22 protein-coding genes, 1 tRNA gene and 1 pseudogene are annotated in these 23,876 nt (G+C 54.6%); 12 read left to right on the top strand and 12 right to left on the bottom strand.

Annotation, left to right across the window (positions count from 1 at the left end; all coding sequences use genetic code 11):
- Window positions 1–193 precede the first annotated feature (193 nt).
- Window positions 194–673, top strand: coding sequence for a winged helix-turn-helix transcriptional regulator (locus tag ABLW18_RS04765; protein ID WP_347823704.1), 480 nt, complete (start codon window positions 194–196; stop codon window positions 671–673).
- Between the two features lie 136 nt (window positions 674–809).
- Here ABLW18_RS04765 and ABLW18_RS04760 read toward each other — a convergent pair.
- From ABLW18_RS04760 to ABLW18_RS04745, 4 genes and pseudogenes are all read right to left on the bottom strand, one after another.
- A tRNA-Leu gene (locus tag ABLW18_RS04760) sits at window positions 810–895 on the bottom strand.
- 47 nt (window positions 896–942) lie between these two features.
- Window positions 943–1,482 (bottom strand): tetratricopeptide repeat protein, encoded by a 540-nt coding sequence (locus ABLW18_RS04755; RefSeq protein WP_347823703.1) that lies wholly within the window; start codon window positions 1,480–1,482, stop codon window positions 943–945.
- 154 nt (window positions 1,483–1,636) lie between these two features.
- On the bottom strand, window positions 1,637–2,428 hold the full coding sequence (locus tag ABLW18_RS04750) for an inositol monophosphatase family protein (protein WP_347823702.1): 792 nt from the start codon (window positions 2,426–2,428) through the stop codon (window positions 1,637–1,639).
- Between the two features lie 58 nt (window positions 2,429–2,486).
- Window positions 2,487–3,393, bottom strand: a pseudogene (locus tag ABLW18_RS04745) (LysR family transcriptional regulator).
- A gap of 95 nt (window positions 3,394–3,488) precedes the next feature.
- On the opposite strand from ABLW18_RS04745, the gene ABLW18_RS04740 reads away from it, so the two are divergent.
- Together ABLW18_RS04740 and ABLW18_RS04735 are read left to right on the top strand one after the other, a co-directional pair.
- Entirely contained in the window at window positions 3,489–4,310 is an 822-nt protein-coding gene (locus ABLW18_RS04740) for a methylenetetrahydrofolate reductase (RefSeq protein ID WP_347823701.1), read from the top strand.
- A gap of 55 nt (window positions 4,311–4,365) precedes the next feature.
- Window positions 4,366–4,884: a PaaI family thioesterase gene (locus ABLW18_RS04735; protein WP_347823700.1), complete on the top strand. Its 519-nt coding sequence runs from the start codon at window positions 4,366–4,368 to the stop codon at window positions 4,882–4,884.
- Here the strand turns inward: ABLW18_RS04735 and ABLW18_RS04730 are convergent.
- Complete coding sequence (locus ABLW18_RS04730) at window positions 4,813–5,892, bottom strand: DUF2235 domain-containing protein (protein ID WP_347823699.1); 1,080 nt, start codon at window positions 5,890–5,892, stop codon at window positions 4,813–4,815. The two genes, ABLW18_RS04735 and ABLW18_RS04730, sit on opposite strands and share 72 nt — an antisense overlap.
- 6 nt (window positions 5,893–5,898) lie before the next feature.
- Window positions 5,899–8,184, bottom strand: a complete 2,286-nt coding sequence (locus tag ABLW18_RS04725) for a xanthine dehydrogenase family protein molybdopterin-binding subunit (RefSeq protein ID WP_347823698.1) — start codon at window positions 8,182–8,184, stop codon at window positions 5,899–5,901.
- 141 nt (window positions 8,185–8,325) lie between these two features.
- Here ABLW18_RS04725 and ABLW18_RS04720 point away from each other — a divergent pair, with 141 nt between their 5' ends.
- From ABLW18_RS04720 to ABLW18_RS04700, 5 genes are all read left to right on the top strand, one after another.
- Complete coding sequence (locus ABLW18_RS04720) at window positions 8,326–8,490, top strand: hypothetical protein (RefSeq protein WP_347823697.1); 165 nt, start codon at window positions 8,326–8,328, stop codon at window positions 8,488–8,490.
- Window positions 8,436–9,188, top strand: coding sequence for a phytanoyl-CoA dioxygenase family protein (locus ABLW18_RS04715; RefSeq protein WP_347823696.1), 753 nt, complete (start codon window positions 8,436–8,438; stop codon window positions 9,186–9,188). The genes ABLW18_RS04720 and ABLW18_RS04715 overlap by 55 nt, the downstream gene beginning before the upstream one ends.
- On the top strand, window positions 9,188–9,781 hold the full coding sequence (locus tag ABLW18_RS04710; RefSeq protein WP_347823824.1) for an HD domain-containing protein: 594 nt from the start codon (window positions 9,188–9,190) through the stop codon (window positions 9,779–9,781). The genes ABLW18_RS04715 and ABLW18_RS04710 overlap by 1 nt, the downstream gene beginning before the upstream one ends.
- A gap of 61 nt (window positions 9,782–9,842) precedes the next feature.
- Window positions 9,843–12,770: a valine--tRNA ligase gene (locus tag ABLW18_RS04705; protein ID WP_347823695.1), complete on the top strand. Its 2,928-nt coding sequence runs from the start codon at window positions 9,843–9,845 to the stop codon at window positions 12,768–12,770.
- Window positions 12,771–12,804: 34 nt separating this feature from the next.
- Window positions 12,805–13,914 carry a pyridoxal phosphate-dependent aminotransferase gene (locus ABLW18_RS04700; RefSeq protein ID WP_347823694.1) on the top strand — a complete coding sequence of 370 codons (1,110 nt, stop codon included), beginning with the start codon at window positions 12,805–12,807 and terminating at the stop codon, window positions 13,912–13,914.
- Window position 13,915: 1 nt separating this feature from the next.
- Here ABLW18_RS04700 and ABLW18_RS04695 read toward each other — a convergent pair whose 3' ends face one another.
- Window positions 13,916–15,121: an aminotransferase class V-fold PLP-dependent enzyme gene (locus tag ABLW18_RS04695; protein WP_347823693.1), complete on the bottom strand. Its 1,206-nt coding sequence runs from the start codon at window positions 15,119–15,121 to the stop codon at window positions 13,916–13,918.
- 109 nt (window positions 15,122–15,230) lie between these two features.
- On the opposite strand from ABLW18_RS04695, the gene ABLW18_RS04690 reads away from it, so the two are divergent.
- Complete coding sequence (locus ABLW18_RS04690) at window positions 15,231–16,994, top strand: ABC transporter ATP-binding protein (protein ID WP_347823692.1); 1,764 nt, start codon at window positions 15,231–15,233, stop codon at window positions 16,992–16,994.
- 51 nt (window positions 16,995–17,045) lie between these two features.
- Here ABLW18_RS04690 and ABLW18_RS04685 read toward each other — a convergent pair whose 3' ends face one another.
- Complete coding sequence (locus tag ABLW18_RS04685; protein ID WP_347823691.1) at window positions 17,046–17,723, bottom strand: TIGR04283 family arsenosugar biosynthesis glycosyltransferase; 678 nt, start codon at window positions 17,721–17,723, stop codon at window positions 17,046–17,048.
- A gap of 60 nt (window positions 17,724–17,783) precedes the next feature.
- On the opposite strand from ABLW18_RS04685, the gene ABLW18_RS04680 reads away from it, so the two are divergent.
- Complete coding sequence (locus ABLW18_RS04680; protein ID WP_347823690.1) at window positions 17,784–18,515, top strand: folate-binding protein; 732 nt, start codon at window positions 17,784–17,786, stop codon at window positions 18,513–18,515.
- On the opposite strand, the gene efp is transcribed toward ABLW18_RS04680, so the two are convergent.
- Window positions 18,512–19,075, bottom strand: coding sequence for an elongation factor P (efp, locus tag ABLW18_RS04675; protein ID WP_044049366.1), 564 nt, complete (start codon window positions 19,073–19,075; stop codon window positions 18,512–18,514). The two genes, ABLW18_RS04680 and efp, sit on opposite strands and share 4 nt — an antisense overlap.
- A 215-nt stretch (window positions 19,076–19,290) precedes the next feature.
- Between efp and ABLW18_RS04670 the strand changes: the two genes are divergently transcribed.
- Both ABLW18_RS04670 and ABLW18_RS04665 read left to right on the top strand, forming a co-directional pair.
- Window positions 19,291–19,602: a DUF6280 family protein gene (locus tag ABLW18_RS04670; RefSeq protein ID WP_044049365.1), complete on the top strand. Its 312-nt coding sequence runs from the start codon at window positions 19,291–19,293 to the stop codon at window positions 19,600–19,602.
- A gap of 198 nt (window positions 19,603–19,800) precedes the next feature.
- Complete coding sequence (locus tag ABLW18_RS04665; RefSeq protein ID WP_347823689.1) at window positions 19,801–21,258, top strand: cobyric acid synthase; 1,458 nt, start codon at window positions 19,801–19,803, stop codon at window positions 21,256–21,258.
- A gap of 33 nt (window positions 21,259–21,291) precedes the next feature.
- Here ABLW18_RS04665 and ABLW18_RS04660 read toward each other — a convergent pair whose 3' ends face one another.
- From ABLW18_RS04660 to ABLW18_RS04650, 3 genes are read right to left on the bottom strand one after another with little or no spacing between them, the layout of a single operon-like run.
- The gene (locus ABLW18_RS04660; protein ID WP_347823688.1) at window positions 21,292–21,639 is read right to left on the bottom strand and encodes a hypothetical protein; all 348 of its coding nucleotides are present in this window, start codon (window positions 21,637–21,639) and stop codon (window positions 21,292–21,294) included.
- A 50-nt stretch (window positions 21,640–21,689) separates the two neighbouring features.
- Window positions 21,690–23,054 (bottom strand): TolC family outer membrane protein, encoded by a 1,365-nt coding sequence (locus ABLW18_RS04655; RefSeq protein ID WP_347823687.1) that lies wholly within the window; start codon window positions 23,052–23,054, stop codon window positions 21,690–21,692.
- A gap of 34 nt (window positions 23,055–23,088) precedes the next feature.
- Entirely contained in the window at window positions 23,089–23,742 is a 654-nt protein-coding gene (locus ABLW18_RS04650) for a protein-L-isoaspartate O-methyltransferase (RefSeq protein WP_347823686.1), read from the bottom strand.
- Between the last annotated feature and the right edge of the window lie 134 nt (window positions 23,743–23,876).

Below are 23,876 nucleotides of genomic sequence, written 5' to 3'. Positions count from 1 at the left end.
GCTTGGTCCGAAAAGCCAAACATATAATGTCGCTCAAGACATAGATTAGTATTGAACGCGATTTGTTAACTACACCAAAGATTAAAGTGGTTTTGATGGAAGGTACGTGGGACTTTAGACAAAATATAATTGACGTGCCGAAATTGGCGATCCAATGTCACTAGGACAGTAGTTTAAATAGTAAGGTGGTTTTATGTTGGATGTAAAAAATGGAGTAGATGGAAAATTCGTAGAGGAAAACATGTGCCCAATTGGGCTTGCTTCTCATCTTCTCGGCGACAAATGGATTGCGATTATCATTCGCGATATTGCATTGTTTAATCGGCGCACCTTTAACGATATTCTCAATAACAACATGGAGAATATTTCTTCGGGGTCCCTATCTTCTCGTTTGAAGTTAATGCGTGATCTCAAACTGCTCGAAATCGGAACTTCAGAGCAGCATGCGCAAAAGAAACCCTATTACCTAACGGAGTCCGGCATCGCATTTGTTCCAATACTGTTTAAACTCGCTGCATGGACTGCAACATTCCGCGCTCCGGCTCAGGATATTGTCTCACTGACAAAGCCCTATCTTGACGAGGACGCTGCCCGCATGAATTGGCTGTTGGAACGCTTGCGGACCTTCAATATTCACAAAAGCGAAGAGCCCGAACCCCTTTGGTGGGCATGATCTCGCCTCAACGAACATCTTCGCAGCTTGGATCTGCTCCGCGCAGGCGTGGCCCGTTGTGCTCTGGATGTCAGCGGCGGTTGTGATGCGCACCAAGGGGCACAGCCGGCCTATTTACTAAATGTTCATTATGTGGTGGTACCCGCGGCCGGACTCGAACCGGCACGGCCGTTAAGCCTGAGGATTTTAAGTCCTCTATGTCTACCATTCCATCACGCGGGCACAGCGGAGAACATAGGCAAAATGCTGAGCGTGTAAAGGCAGATTCTCTACAAATCCGTGCCTAAGTTCGGGATCAAATCCCGATCTGCTGTGAATGGGTTCAAAGCCAGCTCTCTTCGAAACTCAATTTCTGCCAGCTCTGGCTGTCCGAGTGCCAAATGGGTCAAGCCTTTACCCGACAAGGCCCCAAGGTGGCGCGGTTGGATGCTAAGGGTGCGGACCAGATCTGGCAAAGCTGCTTCGAAGTTCCCCGCCAAATACCGCGCGAAGGCGCGTTGATTGTAACCCTCGGCGTAATCAGGACAATACTCAATGAGAGTGTTCAAAAATCCCTCGGCAGCTGTCAAATCGCCAAGCTGGAGGTTCGTCATCCCCCGGTTGAGCATGCGTTGCGCATGAGTGTCAGGTGCACGGGTCCACAGGCTCCAAAGCACATTCGTCGCAGCCTGTGCATCTCGGGGAAATTTCGCGAATTTCAGCGTTCGATACGCACGATCGAGCTCCTCAGAAATCTCAGGATTCTTTGGGCACTGGGCCAAGGCGCCTGTAGCGAAGACGGTGAAAAGGAAAATAAAAAGACTTCTCATAGTCTCAAACTGGGCCAAATCGATCATCTGTCAAGCTGAGAGCATATTGTGCAAACTTGTGTGCGCAAACAGTCTCCAACCCATGCAAAGATCGCATGTTCGAGCCAGCAAACCCGTGTCCACTCTGATAGAACAGCTTCAAAGACAGCTGGAGTTAGCTATTTTTGCGGATGATCTTGCTAAACGGCGCGAAAACTTGATCGTTTGCGGCAATCACCGTTCCGTCTTGTAACGGGTCACCACCCGGTTGAATGGACTCGGAAAATCCACCCGCCTCTTTCACAATGATCATCCCAGCGGCGACGTCCCAAAGTTGCAAGCGGCGGCCCCAAAATCCATCCACGCGGCCAGCGGCCACATAGGCCATGTCCAGCGCGGCGGCACCAAGATTGCGCACGCCGGATGAGGCCGGCAAAAGCTGCGACAGATCAGCCAAGGCTTGCGGCAAGTCCGAGCAGCCTGAACTTGGCAGCCCAGTGGCAAAGACACAATCCGATAAGCTGCGACGGCCAGAAACCCGCATGCGCGTTTCATTCATCCAAGCCCCTTGGCCTTTTTCTGCAAAAAAACATTCGTCTTGCGCGGCATCGTAAATCACGCCGGCAACAATCTCGCCCTTATGCTGCAAAGCAATCGTGACCGCATAATGAGGCATGCCGTGTTGGAAGTTGGTGACACCTACCATGGCATCCACGATCCAGTGACGGGTCGGATCTTTGCCCTTAATTTCAGCACTTTCAGCGGCCAGGTACCCATAGGTCGGACGGGCCGCGAGCAGCTCTTCTCTCACCACTTTATCCGCATGCATATCCGCGCGGGCGACAAAATCACTGGCGCCTGTAACTGACACTTGTAAATTGGCCACCTCGCGAAAATCTTTCGCCAAGGCGCGTCCAGCTTTGCGCGCTGTCGCGATCATTACGTTCATATTTGCGCTTTGTACCATGGTGATGCTCCTGCAGATCAGGCTGGGCTATACGCCGCCCAAGCCAGCTTGCCAAGGGCTAGCTGCGTTGCAATTTCACTGGCTCGCTGCGCGCGAGTTTGAGCAGATGCGCCATAAAAGGTTTTGTTGTCTCTTCTCTGCGGGTTGCAGCATAGAGCCGGCGGTTGAGTCCCTGCTTTGTGAGCGGTCGGGTCACATAATCGGAATTATAACGCACTTCGCGCACAACCCAATCGGGCAGCACCGCAACGCCGCGATTTGAGGCCACTAAAAGCAATATCACCGCCGTCAGCTCTACCTGACGCACCGCCCGCGGCTCGACCTTGGCGGGCATCAAAAGCTGCGAAAACACATCCAACCGGGCGCGATCTACAGGATAGGTAATCAAGAGCTCGTCACGAAAGTCTTGCGCATCAATCCAAGATTTTTGCGCCAGCGAGTGCTGGCTTGAGGCAACAAATACCGGTTCATAATCAAACAGCGGTGAAAATTCGAGATCAGGATGCTCTTCTGGATCGGAGGAGACCACCCAATCCACCTCCTCACGCGCCAGAGCCGGCAAAGCGTCAAAGGCCAAACCCGGACGGATATCGACATCGACATCTGGCCAGGCTTTACGAAAGGCCTCCAAAACGGGGAACAGCCATTCAAAACACGCATGGCATTCAATGGCGATATGCAACCGACCTGATTTGCCCGACAGCAGGCTTCGAAATTCTTCTTCCGTAGCCTCAACCTCTGGCAACACCCGGTTGGCTAATTTCAGCAGCCGCTGCCCGGCGGCCGACAATTTCAGCGGTTTGGTGCGCCGCACAAAAAGATCAACGCCCGCCTGATCTTCAAGCCCTTTGATTTGATGCGACAGGGCCGATTGTGTGAGATTGAGCACTATCGGCCGCACGGGACAGCCCTCCGCATTTGTGGATGGCGCGGATGGCACGAAGGTGGCGCAAATCAAAGTGCATTCGTAAAATTTCTCATAACTAAATTGAATTTTATGAATTTGATTAATCACAATCCTCTGGCACTGTCAACAAGATCAAGCTTCCATGAGGATAAAATGCCCCAAATTTCGTTTGAATTTTTCTCGCCAAAAACAATAACAGCGGCCTTTTCATTAAGCCGGGCTGTCGAGAGTCTGGCCGAATTTGCGCCACGGTTTTCCTCTGTCACCTGCAGCAATGATCCCCCGCAAACCCTAGATACCCTGCGGGCGTTGCAGCGGTCCGGGTTGGGACGCTTGCAGGCACATATCACCTGTGCGACCCAGAAACCGGCTGATCTTCCCACCTATCTGAAAGCGGTGCAAGAGGCTGGCGCGGAGGGGATTGTCGCCCTGCGCGGAGATACGGCGCCCAAAGGTTTGGAAGTGATGGACTTAATCGGATGCGCCAAGAAAAACGCGATGCGGGACATTTTCGTCGCCGCCTACCCAGAGCTGCACCCTTTGGCACAGAGCTCCCAGAGTGATTTAGATTGGCTCAAACGCAAGCAAGATGCGGGCGCTACGGCTGCGATTACCCAATTTTTCTTCCACGCAGAGTTTTTTCTACGCTTCCGCGATAGAGCCGCAGCGCGGGGGATCACCCTACACATCATCCCTGGCATTCTGCCTGTGCAAAATTGGGCAGCAACCCAGGCCATCGTCAGCACCTGTGGCACCTCTATCGCCCCTGATCTGGCAGAGGGCTTCGCCCGCGCCGAACGAGAGGGCCGGGCCGAGATGATGGCCATCGCGCAGGCCAGTGAACTTTGTGACAGTTTGATCCAAAATGGTGTTGAGCATCTGCATTTTTACACGATGAACAAAGCCGAAGTGGTCAGTGCCATTTGCACCGCTTTGGGAAAGGTACCGCAACAAAGCCTCCGCCGCGTGGCTTGAAGCCCTCCCTGCGCCACGTTAGGCTCCGTCAACACCAGCGCGCAGGGAGCTTGAAATGACAGAGGCGAAAGATTTTTCGGATTTGCCCACCCGCGCGCAACTTCTATCGATGTCCGGTTATGAGTTTATGTGCGCCATGCGCGACGGCAAATTGCCGCGCCCACCCATCGCTCGGTTGCTTTGCTATGAGCTGACCGAGGTATCTGTGGGTGCTGTCACCTTTGCTGGAACCCCGGAGTTTGATCACACGAACCCAATGGGCGGACTGCATGGCGGATGGTATGGTGCGGTATTAGACAGCTGTATGGCCTGTGCAGTGATGACCAAAGTACCAAAAGGCAGTATTTACACAACGCTGGAATATAAGATCAATATCACCCGCAGCATTTCAATCGGCCAGCCTGTTATCGCCCGCGGATGGGTGCAGCACGCCGGCCGATCCACCGGCGTGGCCGCGGGAGAAATTCGCGGTGCCGACGATGGAAAACTCTATGCGACCGGCTCAACCACCTGCATCATTATGCAAGTTGATGAGCCGCCCAGGCCGCCCATCAGCAACACTGGGATGAATTGACTCTGAACGAAAGCGTCCAACCAAACGCCTGGACCGTGCCCAAAACACCCAGTTCAATCCGCTCCAATTGCCCGTCGAGGGCGCATGAACATCTTGCACAAACTCCTCTGCCCAAGCCTTGGGCAAATGAAGGCCTTGCTCTTCCAGTCGCTGCATCATCCAAACGAAGGGGATATTTGACAAGGGCCGTGTTTGCGGAGATCCCATCACCTGCCCGCCTACATCCCCATGATTCCCAACGAACCAGACCTGCTGCAACGCAACCAGCCGATCTGGTGGATCCTCCCACATTTCAGGTCGATATATGTCTCGGGTTTCATCCAAAGCCAAAGCCTGAAACCCGGCGCCGACACAGGCGCTGATCTGATGGTTGTGAAACTGGTATTTTTCCTCAAACATCCGCCAGAGCCCCGAAACGCGCAGCCCAAGCGCTTTGACCGTGTCCCAAACCCCAATCGCTGTGATAGGGACATCTAAGTGGCAATATTCTTTCGCAAAGGCCCGCAAGGCGTCGCTGCCGTCCCGATAGTGGCGATAGGCCATGCTGACATGACGCTGGGTGGCCTGATCGCGTCGCAGCAACCCGACCCGATCGATCAATCCCGCCAAAGAGCGCGCCGCAAAGGCACCGCGCGAATAGCCAATCAAAAAGATCTCATCGCCTAGCTGATAGCGGCTCGCCAGAGCGCCATAGACCTTCTGAATTTGCCAATCCAACCCGCTGCCGGTCAACACAGACCAGGCTGATGCCAGAAAATTACTCCGGTCAAATTGCAGCCCGGGTTGGTAATGCAATATCACCTCCGGCCCAGCGTTACGTTTCAAAAGCTGATAGGCCAACCCCGCATTTGTCTCAAACCCCGGCTCCAGCGAGGAGAGCGTGCCGTCCATGACAACAACATGCACCGCTCGGCGCGGTGCGGCCCCAGACGCAGGCCCCGCATCTTCCACGACCTGCCCAAAGCGGTTCTGCCAAATCTTGGAGTTGATCCAATGCCAAAGAGACATGACGACTTAGCCTGCGTTTTGCAACATGCTCCAAACCCGCTGCGGCGTGAAGGGCATATCCGCCCGCGTTACACCCTTTGAGGCCAAAGCATCCATCACCGCATTGGATACAGCGGCCATTGAGCCAATGGTGCCAGCCTCACCGCAGCCCTTCATGCCAATAGGATTGGCGGTTGAGGGCACCACGACGGAGTTGAAGTCAAACATCGGCACATCGGCAGCCCGCGGCATGCCATAGTCCATAAAGCTGGCTGTCAGAAGCTGGCCGTTGTCATCATATACCACATGTTCCATCATGGCCTGCCCCAGCCCTTGAACCACGCCGCCATGCACCTGCCCCTCCACCAACATGGGATTGAGAAGATAGCCGAAATCGTCGACGATGACATAGCGCACGACCCGTGATTGCCCGGTCTGCGGATCAACTTCCACTTCCGCCAAATGCGCTCCATTGGGGAAGCTCAAATCATCCAAAGTCGCCGATTGCGTCACATCCAAAAGCGCCGACTGCCCGGCCTCACGCGCCAGTTTGGCCGCATCCAACCAGCTGAACACCACGTTGGAGCCCGCAATCCGAAACACCTCGTCATCAAAGCTCACATCCTCGGGATCGGCCTCATGATGTTCCGCCAAAAAGAGCTTATAAGCCTGCGTCATCACAGTAACCAAGGCCAAAGTCGCGGAATTTTGCACCGTCGCAGAGCGCGATCCACCAGTTCCGCCCCCCGTGGGAATGAGATCGCTGTCGCCTTGGATCACGTTGATCTGTTCCACCGGCAGACCGGTTTGATCGGCCAGATATTGGGCATAAACCGTTTCATGCCCCTGCCCTCCGGACTGCGTGCCCACATAAAGATTAACGCTGCCATCGGCCTGAAACACAACCCGCGAGTTCTCGGTCGGGTTGCCTAAAATACTTTCGATGTAACAGCACAGTCCCAAGCCGCGCAGCAGACCCTTTTGCGCACTTGCAGCGCGCCGCGCCTCAAAGTCTTCGCGCGCAGCCTCTTGGGCCAAACGATCCAAGACAAGACTGAAATCCCCCACATCGTAGCGCACTTGGCTGGCCGTCTTATAGGGAAATTTCTCTGGCGCGATGAAGTTACGCCGGCGAAAATCCCAAGCGTCGATGCCCAGCGCACGGGCCGCGTAATCCATGGCCCGTTCCAAAACGTAAATCGCCTCAGGACGCCCAGCCCCACGATAGGCATCTACCTGCGTGGTGTTGGTGTAGATCCCGGTAACTTGCAAATGCGCAACCGGGATATCGTAAAGACCGGTCAAAACTTTTGAAAACAGCTGCGTTTGAATGGGCTGGGCAAATTGACCCGAATAGGCGCCCATATTGGCCAGCGTCCGCACCTGATAACCGATGATCTTATGATCGGCATCCAAAGCCAGCGTTGCCGTTGAGGTTAGGTCCCGACCACCATTGTCCGACAGCATCGCCTCCGATCTGTCCGACATCCAGCGCACCGAACGATTGAGCACGCGCGCGGCCTGCGCGGCTAGGAAATACTCCGGATAGGCCATGGCTTTCATACCAAAGCCGCCACCGACGTCGGGGTTGGTCACGCGGATCTCGCTTTCGGGCAGGCCCAACATCTTCGCCAATTGCCCTTTTTGCGACCAGACCCCCTGGCCATTCACGCATAGGTGCACCCGCCCATCTTCTATATCCGCCCAGCAGCCCCGCGGCTCCATGGAATTACAAATCACACGGTTGTCGGAAATCTCGAAACTCAACAGATGGGCCGCTTTGCCTTTCACCGCCTCCATCTGCGCGCTGTCACCTAAAGCCCAATCAAAGGCGACATTATTCGGCGCTGCCTCATGCAAATTGGGCCCGCCCGGTTGCAATTCAAGATGCACCGGCAGATCATCAACCTCGAGCTCAATCATATCCGCCGCGGCCCGCGCCTGCGCATAGGTCTCAGCAAAGACCATGGCCACAGGTTCCCCCACAAAGCGCACCTTGTCTTTGGCCAACAAGAACCGATCGGTGTTGGGCGCCAATTGGCCATCTTGGTTTTTCACCAGACTGGCCTCCATCTTGCCCAAGAGTCCCGCCGTCTCCAGCGCGGCCGCAGTGAGCACGAGATGAACCCCCTCGGCCTCTTCCGCTTCTTGCGTGTCCAACGCTGTGATCACCCCATGCGCGTAGCTTGAACGCAGCACATAGCCATGTAACGTCCCCTCCGGCGCGGTATCATCCACATATTGCCCGCGCCCCGTCAGAAAACGATCATCTTCGCGCCGCAATACCGATTGGCTCTTTCCAAATTTTTCCACGCACCTGCTCCTAAGTTTGGTTAAACTGTACCAACCTGCCCCCAACTGTCCAGCCACAAGCAGATTAATTCACGGATGTCGTGTTCAGGCAAGACTGCCGCTTTTTGATATGGCGCATTTGGCGCATTCACGGAGTTCACAATGCCAAACGCCCAAACCTCTCATCGCCTGTCCGACGCCCAGATCCAAAGCTATTGGGAGGACGGTTTTTTATGCCCCATCCATGCGATTTCCGCGCAGCAATGTGAAGATTGGCCCGCCCAATTGGAAGCGATTGGCTCGACAACGACCTGCCACGGGCTTTGAATGTATACAAACGGGTCAATGCACATATCGTTATGGCGCTGGCCTATGAGATCGCTGCCCATAGCGCGATATTGGATGTGGTTGAGGGTATTTTAGGGCCTGATGTCTTACTGTATTCGACAGATTTTTTGATCAAAGAGCCGCGGACAAAAAATGTGGTGACGATGCATCAAGACTTGGCCTATTGGGGCTTGGGTGAAATTGATGGGATACTCACCGCTTGGCTGGCGCTCTCTCCGGCAACGCCGGAAAGCGGATGTATGGATTTTGTGAAAGGCAGTCACAAAAACACGATTATTTCCCATCAGGATAGCTTTGATGAGCTGAATCATCTATCACGCGGTCAAGAAATCAAGGTAGATGTGGCGGAGGAAGACAAATCCAGCGGCGCCCTGGCGACGGGCGAGATCAGCCGGCACCACGGCTTGATGATCCACGGCTCGGGAGCCAATATAAGCGATGACCGCAGAATTGGTGTTGTGATGCGCTTTTTAAGCCCACATGTCAAAAAACCCAATAATGCGCCCGATTACGGCGTGCCTATGCGCGGCAATTGTGACACGGGAAATTTCACCCTCTGCGACGCGCCAAAGGGCTTGATTCATCCAGAGGATCTTTTACTTTACGAAGAAATTCGAACAGAACAGGCCAATGTCATGATGGCGGGCGCCGAGGGCAAAGCCGAGATGTACAGATGATGGATCAAGTGAAATTTCGCGCCATGAAAGATGGCGATGCGGCAGATTATGCCTTTCTCACGGAACATGAGATTGAATATACCATGGGCACAGCCGATCGCCTGCTCCGGGCATTGGTTGCGCTGGATGAAGGCCTATCTGGCTATCAGGTGACGCGTCTGGGCCATTCGCTGCAATCGGCCACCCGCGCGGAGCGCGATGGGGCCGATACCGATTGGATTGTTTCTGCGCTGTTGCATGATATCGGCGATATTTTCGCGCCCTACAATCACGACGAATATGCCGCCGCTATCCTGCGCCCCTTCGTGCGAGAACAATGCGCCTGGGTTGTTGAGAAACACGGTGATTTTCAGATGCTCTATTATGGCCATCACGTGGGCGGCAACCGAGACAAGCGCGAAACCTATCGCGGCCATATCTATTTTGAGGACTGTGCAACCTTCTGCGAACGGTGGGACCAAAACAGCTTTGATCCGGACTATGAGACATTGCCAATTGAGCATTTCGGGCAGCGGGTGCGCGAGGTGTTTGCGCGGCAACCCTATGATCCAGCCGTCCTGCGCCCTGGCGCGCGCGAAGCTTTGGTCAGCTAGGGCTTTCACTCGCCCAGAGAAATAGGTATTCGGAGACAAATTCGAAGGATACCCCCCTATTATGGCCATGGAAAAATTCAACGCAGCGGAAGCTGAAGATCGTCTTTACAAAGCCTGGGAGGCGGCGGGCTGTTTTACAGCCGGGGCCAATGCCAAACCCGGAGCGTCGAGCTATTGCATCATGATTCCCCCGCCTAATGTTACGGGCGTTTTGCATATGGGTCATGCCTTCAACAATACTTTGCAAGATATCTTGGTGCGCTGGCACCGGATGCGCGGCTTTGACACCCTTTGGCAGGCCGGGACAGACCATGCGGGCATCGCCACGCAAATGGTCGTTGAGCGGCAATTGGAAGAGCGGGGCGAACCGGGCCGCGTGGCCCTGGGCCGCGAGAAATTTTTGGAAAAAGTCTGGCAGTGGAAAGAGCAATCTGGCGGAACAATTGTAAACCAACTCAAACGCTTGGGCGCCTCCTGCGATTGGGACCGCACAGCCTTCACCATGGCAGGCGCGCAGGGTGACACGCGCACCGGCCATGAAAATAGCCCAAATTTTCACGATGCGGTGATCAAAGTCTTCGTGGAAATGTACAACAAAGGCCTGATCTACCGCGGCAAGCGTCTGGTCAATTGGGATCCACTTTTCGAGACAGCCATCTCAGATCTCGAAGTTGAGAATATCGAAGTCGCCGGCCACATGTGGCATTTTAAGTACCCTCTCGCAGGCGGCGCTAAATATACATATGTGCAGAAGGACGAAGACGGAAACATCACACTGCAAGAAGAGCGCGACTATATCTCAATTGCCACCACCCGCCCAGAGACCATGCTGGGTGATGGCGCGGTTGCGGTACATCCCTCCGACGAGCGCTATGCGCCGATCGTGGGGATGATGTGCGAAATTCCCGTTGGGCCCAAAGCGCAGCGACGTTTGGTTCCCATCATCACCGATGACTACCCAGACAAAGACTTCGGGTCTGGCGCCGTCAAAATTACGGGGGCGCATGATTTCAACGACTATCAAGTGGCAAAACGCGCTGGCATTCCGATGTATAACCTGATGGACACCAAAGCCAATCTGCGGGCCGATGGACAGGCCTATGCGACCGAGGCGGCCACCGCCCAGCGCATTGCCAATGGCGAGGAGAGTTTTGACGAGGCCAAAATTGCGGCCATGAATATGGTGCCCGATGCCTATCGCGGCATGGATCGTTTCGAAGCGCGCAAAAAAATTGTCGATGACATTACCCGCGAAGGATTGGCGGTGATGACCCAGGCGACCATCACCGACGCAGAAGGGCAGCAGACCACCCGGCTGGTGCCCTTGGTGGAAAACAAACCCATCATGCAGCCCTTCGGCGACCGATCAAAAGTGGTAATTGAGCCGATGCTGACAGATCAGTGGTTTGTTGATACGGACAAAATCGTCGCCCCAGCCCTCCAAGCGGTGCGTGATGGCACCGTCAAAATTCTGCCCAAGTCAGAAAAGAAAATTTATTTTCATTGGCTTGAAAATATTGAGCCTTGGTGCATTTCTCGGCAATTGTGGTGGGGCCATCAAATTCCTGTTTGGTTTGATGATAGCGGCGCGCAATATTGCGCCGCGACTGAAGCAGAGGCGCAGGCGCTCGCTGGCCCCGACGCACGGCTAACCCGTGATCCCGACGTGCTCGACACCTGGTTCTCCTCCGGTCTTTGGCCCATCGGAACTTTGGGCTGGACCGGCGTGGCTGAGGCCGATGCACAAAATGATATACTACAAAGGTTTTTCCCCACCTCTGATCTCATCACCGGCTCTGACATCTTGTTTTTCTGGGTTGCACGGATGATGATGATGCAATTGGCAGTGGTCGATCAAGTGCCGTTCAATACCATCTACCTGCACGGCTTGGTGCGTGATGCCAAGGGTAAGAAAATGAGTAAATCCACGGGTAATGTGGTCGATCCGCTGGAGATTATCGACGAATTTGGTGCCGATGCTCTGCGTTTTACCAATGCCTCTATGGCCTCCTTAGGTGGGGTGCTCAAGCTGGATATGCAGCGCATTGCAGGCTATCGAAATTTTGGTACAAAACTCTGGAATGCCTGTTCTTTTGCAGAGTTCAGTAAGGCGTTTGCACACCGAAGCGATTCCATTCCCAGCCCAGATTTGGCGCTCAACAAATGGATCATCGGCGAAGTGGGGCGGGTGCGTGTGGCGGTGGATGCCGCACTGGAGGGCTATCGGTTCAATGATGCAGCCTCCGCACTCTACGGCTTTGTGTGGGGTACTTTGTGCGATCGTTATCTCGAACTGTCAAAGCCAATTTTGAAAGGCAGCCATTCCAGCGGTTACGCTGGGCGATTGGAAACACAAATAACATTGGCTTGGGTCTTGGAGCAATCTATGACCTTGCTGCATCCCATCATGCCCTTTATCACCGAAGAGCTTTGGGGCATCACAGCATCGCGGACCCAGATGCTGGTGCATCAAGATTGGCCAGGCTATGGGCTCGAATTGGTCGATGCGGCCGCCAGCGAAGAAATTAGCTGGGTCATTGCTTTGATTGACGCCATCCGCTCTGCCCGCGCGCAGATGAATGTGCCCGCCGGTGCGAAAGTGCCTTTGGTCCAAGTGGCGATCAGCCCGGCCGGAGAAACAGCTTTGGCCGCAAATATGGCGCAAATTCAACAAATGGCTCGGATCACTGAAGTCACCCAAGTGCCTGAAATGCCCAAAGGCGCCATCACCATCACCGCGCCCCAAGCCACCTTTGGCTTGCCGCTGGCAGATATTATAGATGTGGCAGCCGAGAAGACGCGACTTGAAAAAAGCATGGGTAAATTGGCAAAAGAACTGGGCGGCCTTCGGGGGCGTTTGAATAACCCGAAATTCGCAATTTCCGCCCCGCCAGAGGTCCTAGCCGAAACACGGGCCAATCTCGAAGCCCGTGAGGAGGAAGAGGCCAAACTCGCTACAGCATTGGCCAGATTGGAAGAAATTGGCTAAACTGCCCAAAACCCTTTTGCCTGGAGATCGTGCCATGTCACATTATGCGCTCACTGACTTGGCCAAATCCTTGCCGGCGACCGTGCCCTTTGTGGGGCCGGAAACCCAAGAGCGGGCCTTGGGTTGGCCTTTCGTTGCAAGATTGGGGGCCAATGAAAGCCAATTTGGCCCCTCGCCGCTTGCGATCGAGGCGATGACACAAGCGGCGCAGGAGGTTTGGCAATATGGCGACCCGGAAAATCATGATTTGAGACAAGCATTGGCCGCGCATCACAACATTGATCCGGGCCATATCACCATAGGTGAGGGCATTGATGGTCTGTTATTAACCTTGACCCGCCTGACCGTGGCGCCGGGGGATGCTATTTTGACCTCCCATGGGGCCTATCCAACGTTTAATTATCATGCCGCCGGCAATGGCGGCACTCTGCATATGGTGCCATATCTGGACGATCACGAGGATCCCCAGAGCCTTGCAGAGCAGGCCCATCATTTGGGCGCGAAATTGGTCTATTTCGCCAATCCTGACAATCCAATGGGCAGCTGGCACAGCGCTGATGTTGTGCAGGATTTGATTGATAACCTGCCCAATTCTAGCCTTTTAGTGCTTGATGAGGCCTATATTGATCTGGCGCCAAACGGGACGGCGCCGCTCTTGCGACCCGAGACCGATAATGTAATCCGTCTGCGAACCTTTTCCAAAGCCTATGGCATGGCAGGCGCGCGGGTGGGCTATGCAATAGGGCCAAAACCTCTGATCTCTGCCTTCGACAAAATGCGCAATCATTTCGGACTGTCGCGAATCTCCCAAGCTGGAGCCTTGGCCGCCCTCAAAGACCAAGCCTATGTGGCGGCAATCGTGCAAAAAGTGGCAAAAAGCCGCGAGACTCTCGCAAAAATTGCCCAAGATAATAGCCTCATCCCGCTGACCTCGGCCACGAATTTTGTCACGATAGATTGCGGCGGCGATGGCGATTTTGCCCGTGCGGTCCTGGAGCAGACAGTCGCGCGCTCTGTGTTTATCCGCATGCCGGCCGTGGCACCGATGAACCGTTGCATCCGCATATCATGCGGAGACACAGCAGCGATGGCTTTGGTTGCAACAGTCTTGCCGCAAGCCCTGAAATCCGCAAGATCCGGCTAGGCTAGCCGTGGGTCGCCGCGGCCAATACATGCGCCGCGGCCTCCAATCCCCCCTCACCATGGAGAACCTTTGTGGCCATCAAGCCCGATTGGATTGCTCCAAGCGTTCCCATGATCATCTGCGCATTAATATGCCCCATATGCCCGATGCGGAAAAACCCATCCGCATTCGGATCGTCATCTGTGGCCATATTCAAACCAATGCCCAGCGTCAGACCGGCTTGATGCTCTGTCCAACGGCGTAAATTGAGCCCGTTGGGCGCCCCAATTGAAAGCGCCGTCACCGCGCGGCTGCGCAAAGCTGGCTTTGCGATATTCATCGCCAATGGTCCAACTTTACCCCAGGCTTCGCATGCCGCCCAAACCGCCCGCGCGATCGCCTCATGCCGCGCCCAGACATGGTCCAATTCTTCTTCAAGAATCATATCCAAAGCCTCCCGCAACCCCAGCAAATGTTGCGTTGGCGCAGTGCCGCAGAAATATTGATAAAAATATTCAGGATTTATGCGTGCGTTCCAGTCCCAATAGGAACTGACCCGCGTAATCGCATTGCGCGCCGCAGCAGCCTTATCAGAGAAGAATACAAAGGAAATACCGGGTGGGGTCATCAAGCCTTTTTGGCAGGCTGTGACCATGAGATCGACGCCCCATTCGTCCATTAAGAATTTATCACAGCCAAGGCTGGCGATACAATCGACCATAAGCAAAGCGCCATGCCCCGCAGCATCCAGACTGCGCCTCAGCCCTGCGATGTCGTTGAGAACTGAGGTCGATGTATCCACATGGACGGCCATCACAGCTTTGATGCGCCCCGACCTATCGGCGGCAAGATGGGCCTCGACCTGCGCCAAATCAATCGTCGCTTGGTTGCCAAAATCAAGTATCTCCACCATAACCCCAAGGGCGCCAGCCATTTCGCCCCAACCCGTGCAAAACCGCCCGGTTGCCAGCACCAAGACCGTATCGCCCGGTGCCAAGACGTTCGATACAGCCGCTTCCCAAGCGCCGTGGCCATTGGCAATATAGATTGCCGCCTGACCTGCCGTGCCAGCCACATGTTTCAGATCCGGAATCAAACTATGGGTCAGCTCAATCAATCCCCCCTCATATATATTTGGGCAGGGTTGATGCATCGCTTGCAAAACGCGCTCGGGCATGACCGAAGGGCCCGGAATGGCGAGATAGGAACGGCCTTGGGACAGTGACATAAAATTTCACCTCGATTATGATAGCCAATCGGTATTCGCGGTTTACTGCCGCGTCAAGCGGCCGTCCCTTGCAGCAACTCGAACAAAGCACTAACAGGCGCCCATGGACATGAAATCATCATCCCCCAAAGACATAAAACAAGGCGCCTTGTTCCTGTGGCTCTGGCGCGGATATCTGCAACGCCACACATGGGTTTTGGCGATTATTGTCGTGTTGATGATGATCGAAGGCAGTATGGTCGGCGGGCTTGCCTGGATGATGCAGCCCCTCTTTGACGGAGTTTTTGTGGGGGGGAGCAAGAGCCAATTGTGGTTGGTGGGCGGCATTGTCTTGGGATTATTTCTGATCCGAGGCGTGCTCTCAGTGGTGCACCGGGTCCTCATGACCAAAATTGCCAAACAATCCGTAGCCGATTTGCAAAATGATTTGCTGCGCCACTTACTACAATTGGATCTCAGCTTTTTCTCCCGCTATGCTCCGGGATATTTGATGGAGCGGGTCAACGGCGATGTGCAGGCCGTCGCCGGAATATGGGCGCTTTTGGTGCGCGGCGCAGCGCGCGACCTGATCGGACTGGTATCGCTTTTTGCGGTCATGTTATCAATAGATTGGTTATGGACTGTCGCAGCATTGGTCGGTGCACCATTGCTATTGTTCCCGTCGCTGGTCGCGCAGCGCTATACGCGCAAGCAGGCAGTTAAAGCCCGAGAAGTCGCCGCCAATATGGCAACGCGCCTCAATGAGGCCTTCCATGGGGTCGGAACAATCAAGCTCAATGGGCTGGAGCGCTACTATACAGACCGCTATCGCGCCCTAACCAAGCGGCAAATTGAAGTCGAGGTTAAAACTCTCTTCGGCACGGCCGTTATCCCTTCACTGGTGGATGTGATGAGTGGCATCGGTTTTGCCTGCGTGATTATTTATGGTGGATATGAAATCATCAGCGGCGCTAAAACAGTCGGGCAATTCATGGCCTTCTTCAGTGCATTGGGATTGGCATTTGAACCGCTACGCCGCTTGGCTGGCATCTCAGGGCTCATCAACGCCGCGTCTGTATCCATTCAAAGAATGCGAGATATTTTCAGCCATCAGCCAACGCTGCTCGGTCCGGATCATCCCAAACCCGTGCAACCTTTTGGCGATATTGAATTTAAGAACGTCAGCTTAGAGTTTGGCGAAACACCGGTGCTGCGCGATGTCTCTTTCCGCGCGCCCGCTGGAAAAACCACCGCCATTGTCGGCGCTTCAGGTGCGGGCAAAACAACAATCTTTAATGCGCTCACCCGGCTTTACGCCCATAGCTCGGGCAAGATAACGATCTCCGGCCTAGCCAATACGGAAATTGATCCCAGTGCCCTTCGGACCTGCATCTCGGTGGTGTCGCAAGACAGCTTACTGTTTGATGAAACCCTTGGGGAAAACATCACCCTTGATGCGCGCGATACGGATCCATCGAAACTCGATGAGGTGGTCGCAGCGGCCCATGTGGGCGAATTCCTGCCAACTTTAGCCCAAGGTATGGATACCGAAGTCGGGCCGCGCGGCTCAAACCTATCCGGCGGGCAGCGTCAACGGGTCGCCATAGCCCGCGCGCTCCTGCGCGATACGCCAATATTACTTTTGGATGAAGCCACCTCAGCATTGGACACCCAATCAGAGGTCCTAGTGCAAAATGCTTTAGAGAAACTCTCTGAAAATCGTACCACTTTGGTCATCGCGCATCGCCTGTCGACCATTGTCTCTGCCGATCACATCATCGTGATGGACAGAGGCCGCGCGATTGAGCAAGGCACCCATACGGAGCTGATTGCGGCAGGTGGGCATTATTCGGATTTATGTCGCTTACAATTTGATCGCTCCGAAAACCAATAGGGCAAGCGCCACCACCTTTCGGCTCTTGCCGCAGCATGGTGCACAGCCCTTCTATATTCTATGATAGCGACGCGCCAAATCTTTGGCATCTGCACCCCAAAAGTACCGCAACAAGAGACCGATGTTCTTCGCCCCGCGACGAAACCAGCCCTGTTGCTGATACTTATCGGCACCTGTGAAAGCACAGGCCGGCAGTCGGCGGATTTTTCGCTTTATGGCCCGGACCAATGCCACATCTTCCATCAATGGCTGGTCTGGATAGCCTCCCGCCCGGTCATACTCTGTCCGACGCAGCAAGAGCCCCTGATCACCAAAGGGTAGACCAAATACATCACTTCGCAAATTCGCCCAAGCCGCCACCCATCGGGCCGCAAGACCTCTGGCGCGGAAGGCCAGTGAAAAACATAGCGGGCCTTGCTGCATGTGAGCTTTCACCTGATCGGCCCAGCCCTCTTGCAAGCTCGTATCCGCATGCAGAACCATAACCCAAGCACCGCGCGTGACCGCCACCCCACGGCGCAATTGCCCGCCGCGCGAGGCATCTCCGGTTATCACCTCAGCGCCCCAGTCCAGAGCGATAGAGCCGCTGGCATCTGTCGATCCGCCGTCAGTGACAACCACTTCGCAGATCAATCCAGCCTCCAATCCCTCCATCAACGACAAAAGAGTCGCCGGTAAGCTATCGGCAGAATTAAGCGTCGGGATCACAACAGAAATCGGAGCGGACATGAGGCCTCTAGCTTTACGGTCAAAACAGCTTATATGGGATCGTCAGACAAAGGAACACCCATGGCCCAGCCCGAACAGCCCCACAGCATACTTCAAGTCACCGGTCGCGACCGGATTGGCTTTTTGCAAAATCTTGTGACCAATGACATCTCCGCACCTGGATTACATTATACGGCGCTATTGACACCACAGGGCAAATATCTTGCAGATTTTTTCGTGTTGCAACGGCCAGATGATCTGCTGATCGACGTGGCATCAGAGATTTGCCCCAGCATAGTTATGCGCCTAAATATGTATCGGTTGCGCGCAGATGTACAAATTTCAAAAACAGATATCGACCTGTGCTGCGGCTTGGGTACGGTCCCACCGGATGGGTTTGCAGATCCGCGCGATCCAAATCTGGGCTGGCGCGCCTTCGGACGACAGGAGGCAGGTGCCATCAATTGGCCAGGCTTGCGTGTCGCGCATATCATACCAGAGACGGGAATCGAGTTAACCCCAGAGCGCTTTATCCTAGAAATGGATTTCGAGCGCCTCAACGGGGTGGATTTTAAAAAAGGCTGCTATGTCGGACAAGAGATCGTCGCGCGCATGAAACATAAAACCGAGCTCCGCAAAGGCTTGCGGCAAGTTAAAATTACTGGATCTGCGCCAATTGGCACGGCCGTTCTTGCAAATGAAAAACCCGCCGGCATATTATACACACAACATGGCGGGCTTGCATTGGCCTATCTGCGCTTTGATCGGATCGCGCCTGAGATGGTTGCAGGCTCTGCCGTCATCACAGTTTAGGCCCGCTCTGTATATTCCATCGAAATAGTGTCTACGATGATCAACTCATCTTGCCCAACGAAAGGCGGCACCATGACTTTCAACCCATTGTCCAAAACAGCTGGCTTAAAAGAATTCGCCGCGGTTTGACCTTTGACCACAGGCTCCGTCTCAACGATTTTGCAAGTCACTTTTTGAGGTAAAGTGGCATGCAGCGCTTCGGCCTCATGATATTCAATCTGAACAGTCATACCATCTTGCAAAAATGGACGACGATCGCCAAGCAGCTCCGCCGGCAGTTCAATCTGATCATAGGTTTCCATATCCATGAACACTAACATACCGTCATTTTCATACAAAAACTGCTGATCTTTTTGTTCCAAACGTACTTTTTCCACTTTGTCAGCAGACCGGAATCGCTCGTTCAATTTTGACCCATTGCGCAAATTGCGCATTTCCACCTGAGCAAAAGCTCCGCCTTTTCCGGGCTTTACGTGGTCGACTTTCACCGCACTCCACAGGCCGCCATTATGCTCAAGCACATTGCCGATGCGTATTTCATTTCCGTTAATCTTTGGCATGTATGGAACCTTGTGTAAAAGGTTGATTTTGATTCAACATCGCCTATATCGAAGCAAGGGCGTGTTTTCAAGCCACGACTGATGCCGAGGGTGGCCGACTAGCTATGCGATGAGCGCATGGCAGATATTCCAAAAGAGACCACCCGAATCGTTTTCCATGCTGCATAAGGAGCGCAGATCGGAAAGTTCAAGAGTAAGAATTAAAAGGACACGAGATGAAAGATTTCGTCGACGGAAACGCTTTTAACAACGAACAGGGCAACCGCGCTCGCAAACTCTTTGCGGCCGTTGTACTCGCTGCATTAGATGACGCAATTGCAGACGATAAAAAATATGGCAACGGACCTGAGCAAATTGCGCGTTGGGCTCGCTCTCGCGATGGGCGCGAAGTGCTCTCCTGCGCGGGCATTGATCCCAACGAGCGTGTCGTCTCGGGCCTCATGGATTTCGTCGGCAAAGGCATTCGCACCTCCGTGGCTCTGAGCCGCGAAGAGAGCGAGCGTCGCCAGCAGGCAGAAGCCGCTTAAAACCTCTTCACGGTTGTGACCGCCAACGCGCCCCAACGGGCGCGTTTTGCTTTTTGGCGATCAATTTGCCGGAACAGGCAAGAAACTGCCGCTTTAAAGATGGCTCTGGCGCACGTCGCAGACTAAACTTCGTGCATGTTCGACCGCCAATCCGGTATTCACTTCGGCTGAACATCCTGAGACCTCAAGGAGGGCCGTATGACCAAAGCGATTATGATACAGGGTGCCGGATCGAATGTCGGCAAATCCGTATTGGTGGCCGGGATTTGCCGCGCGTTGGTCAAACGCGGCCATCACCCGGCACCGTTCAAGCCGCAAAATATGTCCAACAATGCCGCCGTCACCGTCGACGGTGGAGAGATCGGCCGCGCGCAAGCGCTACAAGCCCTCGCCTGCGGACGGCCCGCGATCGTCGATATGAACCCGGTGCTGTTAAAGCCCGAGTCCGAGATCGGCGCGCAGGTGGTGGTTCAAGGGCAACGGCTCACCACAGTAAAAGCCCGAGACTATGCGGCACTCAAACCTACCTTGATGCCACGGGTGTTAGATTCCTTTGGCCAACTGGCAAAACATGCCGATTTCATCGTGATTGAGGGTGCGGGAAGCCCAGCTGAAATCAACCTACGCTCTGGGGATATCGCCAATATGGGGTTCGCAGAAGCCGCCAATGTTCCAGTGGTCCTGATCGGCGATATCGACCGGGGTGGGGTGATCGCGCAAATGGTCGGAACATATGCGGTTTTACCGGCTAATGATCGCAACAGGATCACGGGGTTTGCAATCAATAAATTTCGCGGGGACGTGTCGCTCTTTGATGAGGGCATGACAGCCATCACCGAACAGACGGGATGGGTATCGCTTGGCGTCTTGCCATGGTTCGCCGAGGCTTGGAAGCTACCGGCGGAGGATGTGATGGATATTGCGACCCGGTCCGGTGGCGCGATCAGAATCGCCGTGCCGCGTTTGGCGCGGATTTCCAACTTCGATGATCTCGACCCGCTGGTAGCAGAGCCAAATGTGACCGTCGAAATTGTTGAACAAGGTCAACCATTGCCCGGTGACGCGTCGCTCGTAATCCTGCCCGGCAGCAAGTCCACCATAAGTGATCTGGAAAATTTTCGCGCCAATGGTTGGGATATTGATCTTCAAGCGCATCACCGCCGCGGCGGTCACATCATTGGTATTTGTGGTGGGTATCAAATGCTGGGGCGCAAGGTTCATGACCCTGACGGAATAGAAGGCGCGCCACGCTCCATCGATGGGTTGAGATATTTGGATATTGAAACCACGATGGTTCCAAAGAAAAACCTGTCATTGACCGAAGCCTACAGCGCCGAAACCAACACGCCGGTCTGCGGTTATGAAATCCATCTCGGCCAGAGCAGCGGAATCGATTGCCAAAATCCATGGCTCAAGCTCGCAGATCGTCATGAGGGGGCAATCTCCGCTGATGGCCTGGTGCGTGGATGCTATTTGCATGGCCTTTTTGCCTCTGATAGTTTTCGCGCTGAGGTCTTGACCATGCTCGGCACGCAATCGCAGCTCGCCTCCTATGACGCGGCTGTGGAGGAAACTTTGGACCGGCTCGCGGCTTTTATCGAGCAGTATTTAGATGTCGATGCGCTGATCGCCCTAGCAAGACCTGTCGCGCTGTAGGAGCCGCAGCTAATAACACCGGTTGAGCATAGCTCAAGGATCGCTATCGTCAATCATAGTCAAAACCGCGCTCGACAGCTCGTCGCGCATCGGACCGGCCAGAGCGCGGCGGAGGTTGGCAATGACCTCCAGATATTCGGGATCATGCGACAGTGGTGCTTCAGGCTTGGGCGGCTCGGGGTCCGCTGCATCGGCGCTGGCTCGATCCACATGCGTAAGCACAACCGGCTCCGAGGATGGCGGAGCAACCCGCTGGCTGGCTTGCAACACCAAAGGGGCGACCACGCCTGCACCCTGTACCGAAATTGGAGCATCAGAAATTAACTTGCGCGTGAATAGCACCAAAGCATCTGGCTCGAGTGGGTCATCCTTATGGGTCACAGCGCCTCCTTGTCATCGGGGCTTGCACATATCACGAGCCGCAGTCCGGCTCAATTTCCAGCCAAGCCTCGCAGCACGCGGTCGAGGGCTGCGCCCTGTTTGCTTTTGGTGCGCGGTGCCGACTTTACCAGATTATAATATTCCGCCGGGTCATAGGTTTTTACGCCTAGATTAAGCTCTGTCGCGGTTAACCTTCCCATCGCGGCCAGCAAGCTATAGCTCGCGATCTGCTCATCGATCCGTGTTGAAATGCGGCTCACGCGCGCATCCAGCAGCTCTTGCTCAGCATTTAGCACATCCAAAGTCGTCCGTGCGCCCAAAGAGGCTTCCTCCCGGACACCGCGAAAAGCGACGCTGGCCGCTTCAATCTGCCGATCCGTCGCCCCACCCGTGGCGCGCGCAACCTCCAATACAACGAATGAATTGCGCACGGTCTGCTCGGCCTCGAGACCTGCGACATGCAAACGCGCCCGCATTGCGTCCCGTTGTGCGATCGCAGCACGGCTGGCCGATGCAATGGCACCACCGCTGTACAGTGGCCCGCTGACCGTCAAACTAAGGCTTCGGCTCACCTCTCCATCAAGATCCAGGTTAGAGACCCCAGCGCCAGCTTCGAGCCTTGGGCGATAGGCCAGCTGCGCGGCTTTCACAGCAAGCTCAGCCGCCGCGACCTCATGTTGCACGCGTTTAAGCTCCGGGTGATGGGCCCGTGCGGTGGCAATGGCAGCAGAAACATCCACTGGCAGTTCAGGCAGGCTCGAAGGGGTTACAAGGTCATCCGGTTTACGTCCCACAACCGCATGATATTCCGCCGCGGCCTTCGCCAGATCGCCTTGAGCACCTGCAAGCGACGCCCGCGCACTAGCCAAACGCGCCTCCGCTAATGCCACATCCGTGCGGGTCACCTCACCCACATCAAACCGATCTTCCGCGGCGCGCAATTCTTGCTCAATCAATTCCACATTGGCCGACCGGAGGGATACAAATTCCACCGACCGGCGGTAATTCATATGCCCCTGCACCGCCCGCAAAAGCACGTTTTGCTCAATCAACACCAACGACTGCCGGGTCGCCAAAACACTTTCCTTCAGCGCTTCCGTCTGTAAATTCGACCTGCCAAAATCATAGAGCAGCCAGTTCGCGTTCAGCCTTGTGATCAAGCTGTCGCCATTGGCCGCGTCACTGTAACTGTGGGAAAATTTTGAACTCCAGCTGATCACCGGGCGCAAAGCCGCCACAGCGTCAGCAACCTTTTCATCCGCAGCGCGTAACAAGGCGCGATTTTGTACCAATAAACCGCTGTATTCATAGGCATTGCGCAGGCTGTCGCGCAGGCTCTCGGCAGCAGCGACGCTGGGTGTGGCCAAAATCAACATGGCCGCGCAGCTTATTTCAGCAAATTTCCGTCCAAACATTTGTGCCCCCCAGGCAAAAGAATCATTTCAATTTCTAAAGTGCAAAACTGCGCTCTGCCATAAACCCTTTCAAAACTGGCGCAAAAGCATTGCAGGCAAAACGCCAGGACATCTGACCATCAGTCTTGTAGCCCACCCGAACCGCGCCCTGACCTTTTTGGCTAAAGACCGCAACAATACGGCCCCCTTCAGCCAGTTGCTCGATCAAGGCGGCTGGCATGCGCTCCACCGCCCCTTGCACGACAATCACATCAAAAGGGGCGTGTTGCGCGGCACCTTGCGCCAAGCTGCCCTGCACAACTGCGACGTTTAAACAGCCCTCAGCGGCCAAATTCGCCTCAGCCTCAGCGGCCATAGCTTCATTTTCTTCAATAGAGACAACAGCTTCCGAAAATTTTCCAATCACAGCGGAGGAATAGCCAAGACCGCAGCCGATATCCAATACCAACTCATTGCCTTGAATATCCACAGCATCGAGCATTTTGGCAAAGGTGCGCGGTTCAAGGATCACGCGGCCATGGCCCAAGTCCAAAATCGCATCCGCATAAGCGGTTTCATTTAGGTGATCTGGCACGAAAACCTCCCGCCGCACCTGAAGCATGGCTTCAATAATGGGAAATTTCGTCACATCAGCCGGTCTAATCTGCGTATCAACCATCGTTGTTCGGCGTGTCAAAAAATTAGTCATGTCAGGTATCCCTGTCGTCATCGAGTCTCGCGATTATCCCACATGCGCCAGTGCCCTGCAACGACAAGAACAGCCATCAGACAAAATCTCAGGTGAATTTCTCGATTATATTAAAGATGTCTGTTCGACAGGTA

It is taken from the genome of uncultured Planktomarina sp., from assembly GCA_943788425.1.
GTDB lineage: Bacteria > Pseudomonadota > Alphaproteobacteria > Rhodobacterales > Rhodobacteraceae > Planktomarina.
Note: the sequence above shows the minus strand (reverse complement) of the source record. Positions and strands in the feature narration are given on the sequence as shown.